Raw genomic sequence first — 1,257 nt, forward strand, 5'->3', positions numbered from 1 at the left:
ACCCCTAGCGCGTTTTGGGTACATATGTATATAATTGGTAATATTTTTCATCTTTGGTAGAACCACGGTATATTTTCCATTTACCGTTCTACCATTTTTCCGTTATATATTTCGGACAGGTCTAATATCCAGACGACAACCAATAATGTGGATCGGGGGATAATTCGTAATTGAAGAGTCGGATGGTAATACTGCACGATGGGAGATAGCATAGGTTTGTCCCTCCACTACCTCAGCTTTCGGGGTATATACGGGGATATAACCAAGACTACGTAACAAAGGAACAGCCCACATTTCACGGGTAACGCTGGTAGCAGTATCTTCAGGGTTTAACCTTTCTAATTGACGTTGGAATGCTACCCAATAAGCTTTAACATCACCCCAGGCGATCGCAATTTCATCTTCAAGTTTATCAGTTTTCGATAACCCAAAATCTGCCGATGTTTGTCCTTTGATATTACCTGTTAATAATTCAGTGGTAATATCTGCTGCGAGTAAGTTTCCTTCAAATTGTACGCCAATCATAGTTTTAATTCGTAATTCGTAATTCGTAATTATTTTTCTTTGAGTTTTTTGGTAGAAGCGACCAAGATTTTCCCAATTTCGTTAGCTTCTTGGAGAAGAGAAGTAAATTTTGGTTTACTCACCAACTCTGATTCTATTAATATTTCTAACCAATATTGAGTTTCTCTAGCTTCTTTAAGAGCTATTTCTAATTTATGAATAAAGTCTTTATCAGATTGAGCGGATTGAGATTCTCTAACATTTGCACCAATGGAAGTACCAGAACGAAGTAATTGTTTAGATATTGTCCGATAAACTCCTGATTTTTCATCAAGAAAGTAACAAGCCTTAATAATTCTAATAGCAAATTGTTTTGTTCTATCTGTAATCGTGATATGATTGTTGGTTTTGATATTTACATTTGCATTTGTGTTTGTCACCTTTAACATCCTCCCTTGCTTCTTCTTTCTTAAATTACGAATTACGAACCACGAATTACGAATTACGAATTACGAATTACGAATTACGAATTACGAATTACGAATTACGAATTACGAATTACGAATTACCTAATGAGATTTTCCTAGTTCTTAATTTTCAAATAAATAGACAAAATAAAAACTAGGAAATTACTTATGATTCATTTCTTGTTCATCTACAACTTTTCTGACATCCTCTAAATCTAATTCTAAAGATTTAGCAATTTCCTTAATACTAAGTCCTTCCTCTCGTAGTTTTGTTACAACTTTTAAC

Annotated in this window: 3 protein-coding genes; all 3 read right to left on the bottom strand. The window is 34.1% G+C overall.

What is annotated here, in order from left to right; all coding sequences use genetic code 11:
* Nucleotides 1-102 precede the first annotated feature (102 nt).
* Nucleotides 103-525, bottom strand: a complete 423-nt coding sequence (locus FFR48_RS27895) for a hypothetical protein (RefSeq protein ID WP_236104231.1) — start codon at nucleotides 523-525, stop codon at nucleotides 103-105.
* Nucleotides 526-554: 29 nt separating this feature from the next.
* Nucleotides 555-953: a four helix bundle protein gene (locus tag FFR48_RS27900; protein WP_006277079.1), complete on the bottom strand. Its 399-nt coding sequence runs from the start codon at nucleotides 951-953 to the stop codon at nucleotides 555-557.
* Nucleotides 954-1,133: 180 nt separating this feature from the next.
* Nucleotides 1,134-1,257, bottom strand: a 124-nt coding sequence (locus FFR48_RS30695) for a hypothetical protein (RefSeq protein WP_371851495.1), incomplete at its 5' end; no start/stop codon positions are given.

The sequence above is a fragment of the Sphaerospermopsis reniformis genome (assembly GCF_005402885.1).
Lineage (GTDB): Bacteria > Cyanobacteriota > Cyanobacteriia > Cyanobacteriales > Nostocaceae > Sphaerospermopsis > Sphaerospermopsis kisseleviana.

Excerpts from the sequence above, each read along its gene's own strand:
- FFR48_RS27895 (WP_236104231.1), bottom strand. The coding sequence starts at position 525 with ATGATTGGCGTACAATTTGAAGGAAACTTACTCGCAGCAGATATTACC.
- FFR48_RS27900 (WP_006277079.1), bottom strand. The coding sequence starts at position 953 with ATGTTAAAGGTGACAAACACAAATGCAAATGTAAATATCAAAACCAAC.